Genomic DNA, 6837 nt, shown 5'->3' with positions numbered 1-6837 from the left:
GGCGGCGGACTGGGGGCGGTCGGCGTCGGTGCGGGTGGAGTCGGCGACGGCCCGCAGGTACCAGCGGTCCATCACTGCGAGCATGTCGGCGCCGGCCTGGGCGGCGAGCAGTTCCTCGAGGAAGGTGCCCTTGCGGGTGGGGTTCAGGGCGGCGGCGATGGCGTTGGCGGTACGGGGCAGGGGCTCGGGCTCGTGTTGCTGGGGCAGGGCGCTCACGGTGGTGCTCCTTCCGGGTCAGGCTGCGGCGGCGTCGTTCTCGGCGGGCGGTTCGACGGGTTCGACGGTGAGGGTGGCGGCGCGCTGGGTGGCGTCGGTGGTGGCGTGGAGGGTGATGGTGATGCCTCCCGCGAGGTACGCCTCGATGAGGGTGTCGATGACGAGGGAGGTACGGCCCTCGCCGGCTCCGGCCTCGACTCGGGCGAACACGTCGTCGTCGAGGGCGACGACGACGCGGCCGCGGCCGGGCGCACGCGAGGCGCGCTCCGGCACGGTGACTCCGATGTGGCCCTCGATGTAGCCGGTCAGGAGCAGCTCGAGGAGTTGCGAGGGGGTCAGGAACGTGTCGCCGTCGGCCAGGCGCCGGTAGTTCCCCTTGTGCAACCAGAGGTTGCGGCGGGTGCGGGTCATGGGGGCGGGCTCCTCCAGGTGGGCCCGGGCACCGGCCGGGCGCTCTCCGCGACCGAGGCTAGCAACAGTCAGGTCAGTGACACCAGATTCACTCACTGACACGTCCCAGTGGCACGGTTCGCCCGGGTCCTCATCGCCTTCACAGTGGTTGATCCGCGCCGGAGTGCTGTCGGACGGGGCCGGGCCGGCAGCCCGGGGCGGGAGGGAGCGCTCCGCCCTTACGGTCTTCAGGACGGGTCGGCGTAGGCGAGGTGGGTGCCGCAGGCGGTGCAGCGGAAGAGCATGGCGGTCGCCCCTTGGCCCAAGCTGGTCAGGAAGAGCTCAAGCCGGGTCTCGTCATGCCAGCCGTCGAGGCGCAGGTCGGTCCGTAGCTGGTCGAGAGCTTCCGGATGCGCCGCCAGCTCGGGGTATCCGACCTCGCCCACGAAGGCGGCCGCGTCCTGGCAGTGGACGAGCCAGTGCGGATCCTGCCAGGCGTGGAAACCGGGGGTGCGGCGAGTGACCTCGTGCAAGACGTCCTCGCCGACACCGTCGAGCCCGTAGGGGTCGGTGAATTCACCGGCGAAGCGGTCGGCAGCGCTCCCGTCCGCGATGCACCACGGGCAGAACCGTCCGTCTACATCGCGAGCGGTGTAGAAGGTGGCCGTGTAGATCCACCCCCTGTCGCGCTTGCAGCAGACGCACGTCTCAGTGGCCGCGCGGAGGGACCCGGTCGCGAGAGGATCCGGGTGATAACGGAAGAAGGGCAGGTCGGTGCTCATCGACACACTCTGCCTGACGAATGCGCGGTTCCCGGCGCCTGCCCGTGGGTGGTCTCCCGACGCCCGGGAGCGTGAGCGCCGTTACGGCTCTCGTCCTCCCTCTTCCCTGCATCTCTCTGCTCGCTGCTTGCACTGCGGGGTGGTGCCGGGGATAGGTGCGCCCTTGTGTCCTTTTACAGACCGCGGGAAAGGGGTGAGGGCTGAGGGCGTTCCGAAGCCCGCCGGGTCAGGCGTTGTCGAGTGCGTGTCCGATCGTCGAGTCGACGTGGTCCGGGACCTCGTCGTGGCGATCGCCCACGGTCGGCGTCCCGGTGGGTTCGAACATGAGGATCGCCGCGCCGGACGGGGCGTGCGGCTTGTGTTCCGTGCCTCGGGGGACGGTGAAGACCGCCCCCTGCGGGAGCAGGACGGTGCGCTCCCCGTCGGGCTCGCGCAGGGAGATGTGCAGTTCGCCGTCGAGTACCAGGAAGAACTCGTCGGTGTCGTCGTGGGCGTGCCAGATGTGTTCGCCCTCGACCTTGGCGATGCGGACGTCGTAGTCGTTGACGCGCGTGACGATGCGGGGGCTCCACAAGGCGTCGAAGGAGGCCAGGGCCTTGCTCAGGAGGATGGGTTCGCTGCTCATGGGCTCATCCTGAGCCGTTTCGCACGGCAGCAGTGAGTGCTAGGAATTGCACATGCCGAAAGAATCCTCGCACGCAGCTCACACGGCGGCCGTACACCGGGTCGTCGTGATCGTGGACGAGAACTCGAACCCCTTCGAGCTCGGCTGCGCGACCGAGGTCTTCGGCCTGCGCAGACCGGAGATCGGCCGTGACCTCTACGACTTCAGGCTGTGTGCCCCCGAGCCCCGCACTCTGATGCGGGACGGATTCTTCACGCTCACGGGAGTCGCCGGCCTGGAAGCGGCCGACTCGGCGGACACCCTGATCGTCCCCAACCGCCCGGACACCGAAGTGCCCCGCCGTCCCGCCGTACTCGACGCCGTCCGCCGGGCGCACGCCCGCGGTGCACGCCTGATCGGCTTCTGCAGCGGCGCCTTCACCCTGGCAGAGGCCGGAGTCCTGGACGGGCGGCGGGCCACCGCGCACTGGCAGTGGGCGGATTCCTTCCGGGCCCGCTTCCCCTCGGTCCGGCTCGAATCGGACGTGCTGTTCGTGGATGACGGCGACATCCTCACCGCGGCGGGCAGTGCGGCCGCGCTCGATCTCGGGTTGCATGTGGTCCGCCGCGACCACGGAGCGGAGATCGCCAACTCCGTGAGCCGGCGCCTGGTCTTCGCGGCGCACCGGGACGGCGGGCAACGGCAGTTCGTGGAGCGTCCCGTACCCGACCTGCCGGACGAGTCCCTGGCACCGGTCATGGCCTGGGCCCAGGAACGGCTGGACTCGCCGCTCACCGTGTCTGACCTCGCGGCACGTGCGGCGGTCAGTCCCGCTACGCTGCACCGCCGCTTCCAGGCGCAGCTGGGCACAACGCCTCTGTCGTGGCTCACGGGGGAACGGCTGGCCCTGGCGTGCCGCTTGATCGAACGGGGCGAGTCCCGGTTCGAGGTCGTAGCACGGCGCAGCGGCCTCGGCACCGCCGCCAATCTGCGCACCCTGATGCGCCGCGAGACCGGCATCACGCCGTCGGCATATAGGCGCCGGTTCGGGCCAGCAGCGCATTGACGTCTGGCATCTTCTGGGGGGAATCGCGCGGGCTCCATCGGCTACTGCCGGCAGGGGCCAGGAAAGCCGGTCCGCGCCGGGATCGCCTCGAGCAACGGCTTGGAGGGCAGCGGCGGAGTTCCCGGCTTCCCTTTCCTGGAGTCCGCCATCACCATCGGCGGGCAAGGCGTCTTGGCCGCCGATGTGGCAAGGCGAAACAGCACCACCACTCGTTCAGACCCCGACCCGCCCCCGGCACATGCACAACGGTGCACTCACCCTTGAAGGAGGGACATCCCCGCACGACAACGGCCCATGCCTGTACCGGCTGAAGCCGTACCCCCGCGCGGGTGCGGTCGATGCGACGCGAGCCTTGGCCACCGCCGGGGAGCCGCGGGGGCCATGTCGAAAGCCGCCCAACCTAAAATCCCCGACCTGTCCCAGCCGCTCGCACGGCGACCAAGCCGCTTCCACTGCCGGCCCGCCCGATGGACGCGGCACCACCGGTCCGTGACCCGGGGGCTTGGCAATTGCGACACGTCGCCTGCGAAACAGTCCGACGCCCATGTATCGGCTGGCCCAACGGTGCCGGACCCAATCACGGGAGATCCAGGGTGAACCAGTTGCCCAGGAGACCGAGGAGGAGCTGAGGCAGCGGCACCAGCTGGTCCGACCGCGGCAGGGGTGGACCGCGGCCAGTTGCCGTGACTACCGGTGTTTCCTGCGGGTGCGGAGAGCAGAACCGTCCGGCCAGGGCGAGGGCATGCGCGGGGGGGGATCCGGGGGTCATCCCCGCGGGCGCGGGGAGCAGGCGGACCCCCACGACGTCGAGCTGTGGCGTGAGGGGTCCGCGCCTCGCAACGGTAGTTGTCACCAGTGCCAGTAGCTGACCTGCGGCTCCGCGCCGGAATCTCAACGCCATCTGTCACCAGATGCACGAGCTTGCTGTCACCAATGGCATGTTCGGCAGCCGTAGTTGTCACCACGCCGACATACGCGCGAGTCCGTGACCGGAGCGTCGTACAGATGTCCTGTCGAAGGGCATCTGTCAGCTGACCAGCCGTTGACCTGGCGGTATGCCAGGCAGTCTGAGAAGTCGGCGGCTCCGGATTCTCAGACCACCTGGCTTTCGAGGAAATCGCGCTCTCGATGGAGGCAGAACCTCCGGTATGTGCCCTGGTGTCCTACCACGGTGCAAGGTGGCTGAGGCTGATCATGGTCCCGGGCTACCGAGGTTGAACTCGTGGTGTCGTAGGGGATGACCGACTCCAGTATGGTCAGGTGTACAGGATCCAACTCCGCGAGCCCCCGGTCGAGCACGTGTTCATGCCGACACGGTGATGGTCGTCGGATCCCGCGACCAGACACGTCTTCGTCGCCTTGTTCACCAGCTGCCACCCTGCCCCGCCGCCATCATGCAGCGTCCACAGCGCCGCCTGGTCCCCGGCGATACAGTCCCGCATCACCGGCACCCCGTTGCGCGCCACCAGACACAGCCGCGCCCCGGCATTCTGCCGCAGCTCCGTCTCCGTCTCCGCGTACGGGGACATCAGCCACGTCTGGTACGCGCCCTCGTTGCACGTCGTCGTGTACGGCCCCCAGTCGGACCGGTAGTCCAGGCACTCACCCACGTCCGCGACGCTCTCGATGTGCACGTACTCCATCGTGGCCGCCGCGCTCGCCGGAGCCGTATTCAGTCCCCAGCACAGCACACCAGCCGCCCCCATGGCGGCGATCTTCTTCAGCATGTGCCCTCCCCAGTGTCGGTACACGGCAACCTACCCAGGAGCGGGGAAACGACTACACGGCACGACGGGGGCGTGCGCGAGTGCGACAGCCCCCGCACAACGAAGCCCCGCCCTCCAGGGCCAGGAGGACGGGCTCAAAACCCACCTACGGGGCAAACGTCGTCACTCAACGCGCGATGCAGTGAGAATCCGACAGCACGAACGAGAAGCGGTGAGAATCCCACAGGCTCACTGCGACAGGACAACAGACGCCGGCCATCGACGAAGGCGAACGGTCGTGCGGTGACAGATTGCGCTGCCAGGTGACAACTATCGCTGCGAGGCAGAGGGTCATCCCTGCGGGCACGGCGAGCAGACGTCCCCGACAGTGCAGTGTTCGTGGAGTTCAGGGTCATCCCCGCGGGCGCGGGGAGCAGTAGCTGTCGTCCGGCGGGACCGGGTTGTGCGCGGGGTCATCCCCGCCGGCGCGGGGAGCAGGCCCACTGCTCCGGCTTGCGGTCGTGTACTGCGGGGTCATCCCCGCGGGCGCGGGGAGCAGGGGTCCTTGCCGCGCTGGTGTCCGGCTCGGTGGGGGTCATCCCTGCGGGCGCGGTGAGCAGGGGGGAGGCTGTGCGGGATGGACGCCTGCCAGGGGTCATCCCTGCGGGCGCGAGGAGCAGACCACGGCCCGCTGCTGATCAATTTCCATGTCGGGGTCATCCCCGCGGGCGCGGGGAGCAGGGGGAGGGTGACCATCTCCACGCCCGGGGGGAGGGGCCGCGGGCACGGGGAGCAGACTAACTGACCTGCCATTTTAGAGCGGCGAAGGCTCCTCCTGAAGCACTATCGCCGATTCCGGCATAACGGATATACATCGCCGACTGCACTGCTCGCGACTGGCAGGCTGGACTCACTGCAGCGCACTGCCGAACTGAAGCGCCACCACCAAGCCGCAGTCTGGGAAGTACCCCGTTCATCGCAGGAGGCCACCAACCTCCTCCAGGACGCCGTCCACACCGACTTGCTCACGGGCCAGGAGGCGACGCTGAGGGCCCGGCCGCATTCGTGCATGGCGCAGCATCGTGTAACGCGTCGCTGACCTCGTGATCGCCGGCGCATCAGCAGGCGATCTCGCCTCGGAGGCCTTGACCTGCCGCCGCAGCATCGGCCGGGCACCCCTTCGCTGGATCAATTCAGCCCAGCGACGCGAGCGGTGTGCCAGATATGTGGTGGAGTTCGGAGGTGCGGAGTGTGTGGGAACCCCGAGACGCCGGGTACAGCGAAGGGCCCAGCACCCTCGAGGGGAGCCCTATGTCAGGGCGGGAGCCTCGAGGCGGTGACAACCGCCCTCATCATGGACGGGATTGCCGGCACCCCGAGGGTGTCGTGGGCGAACCCAGCGGAGATCAAAAGATCGCTCGCCGACCGGGCCGGGTTCCAACTCTCAGGCACAATGATCCGGCTTCAGCGACCCGGCAGTGGTGCCCCAAAAGCCCTGCACCCTCGGAGTCAGGCCATCTCGGCGAATCGGTGCATGCGAAAGGACCTCAGGTCATCGGGGTCGGTGCTTGCCGAATCCACCCGGTAGGGGCCACCGGCGAGTCCGAGGACGGCGCTGTCCGTGAGTGTCCCGGCCTCGGTGCCTCCGTAGGCGGCGTCGAACATCACGAAGGCACCGGAAGTACCGGAAGTATTCAGTGCAGGTCGGGCCTTCCTCCCACTCGGCGGCGGGAAGGCCTGCCCGGATGATGTCGGCGACACCATCCTCGCTCTCCGCGTAGCACCAGCGGACGAGGACCTGATACTCAGGGGGGTAGGCCGTAGGGAGTGGTTCGTCCTCGAGGACCAGTGCCTCGGCCCCGCCAGGCAGTGCGAAGACTCCGACGAAATCCATCACCGCGCAGGCCCGGTCGTACGCGCCCACCTTTCTCGACCAGTGCGGCAGCCAGGTGTGTGGGACCACGACGAACGGGCCGCCCTCCGTCTCCAGCCATCTCAAGGTCATGCGGCCGCCACCTTCACGAGTTCCGTTCGGTCGCGCCGGCGTACGGGTCGGATCAGGTCGGACAGGGC

The 6837-nt window shown here is 68.8% G+C and carries 6 protein-coding genes and 1 pseudogene; 1 reads left to right on the top strand and 6 read right to left on the bottom strand.

Annotated elements, in window-relative coordinates:
- From VR44_RS45365 to VR44_RS29120, 4 genes and pseudogenes are all read right to left on the bottom strand, one after another.
- A pseudogene (locus VR44_RS45365) lies at positions 1 to 216 on the bottom strand (hypothetical protein); the annotation flags it as partial.
- An 18-nt stretch (positions 217 to 234) separates the two neighbouring features.
- The gene (locus tag VR44_RS29130) at positions 235 to 627 is read right to left on the bottom strand and encodes a hypothetical protein (protein ID WP_045950604.1); all 393 of its coding nucleotides are present in this window, start codon (positions 625 to 627) and stop codon (positions 235 to 237) included.
- Positions 628 to 854: 227 nt separating this feature from the next.
- The gene (locus VR44_RS29125; protein WP_045950603.1) at positions 855 to 1388 is read right to left on the bottom strand and encodes a CbrC family protein; all 534 of its coding nucleotides are present in this window, start codon (positions 1386 to 1388) and stop codon (positions 855 to 857) included.
- Between the two features lie 226 nt (positions 1389 to 1614).
- Positions 1615 to 2013, bottom strand: coding sequence for a cupin domain-containing protein (locus VR44_RS29120; RefSeq protein WP_045950602.1), 399 nt, complete (start codon positions 2011 to 2013; stop codon positions 1615 to 1617).
- Between the two features lie 52 nt (positions 2014 to 2065).
- Between VR44_RS29120 and VR44_RS29115 the strand changes: the two genes are divergently transcribed.
- On the top strand, positions 2066 to 3058 hold the full coding sequence (locus VR44_RS29115; protein ID WP_045950601.1) for a GlxA family transcriptional regulator: 993 nt from the start codon (positions 2066 to 2068) through the stop codon (positions 3056 to 3058).
- 1256 nt (positions 3059 to 4314) lie between these two features.
- Here VR44_RS29115 and VR44_RS29110 read toward each other — a convergent pair.
- Positions 4315 to 4785 carry an RICIN domain-containing protein gene (locus tag VR44_RS29110; protein ID WP_045950600.1) on the bottom strand — a complete coding sequence of 157 codons (471 nt, stop codon included), beginning with the start codon at positions 4783 to 4785 and terminating at the stop codon, positions 4315 to 4317.
- Between the two features lie 1531 nt (positions 4786 to 6316).
- A complete protein-coding gene (locus tag VR44_RS49235) occupies positions 6317 to 6769 on the bottom strand; it encodes an Imm21 family immunity protein (RefSeq protein WP_094191989.1) in 453 nt (150 codons plus the stop codon).
- Between the last annotated feature and the right edge of the window lie 68 nt (positions 6770 to 6837).

Origin of the sequence: Streptomyces katrae (assembly GCF_000966975.1) — a bacterium.
Taxonomy (GTDB): Bacteria; Actinomycetota; Actinomycetes; order Streptomycetales; family Streptomycetaceae; genus Streptomyces; species Streptomyces katrae.
The sequence above is the reverse complement of the archived record's forward strand: the minus strand, read 5'-3'. Positions and strand labels throughout refer to the sequence as shown.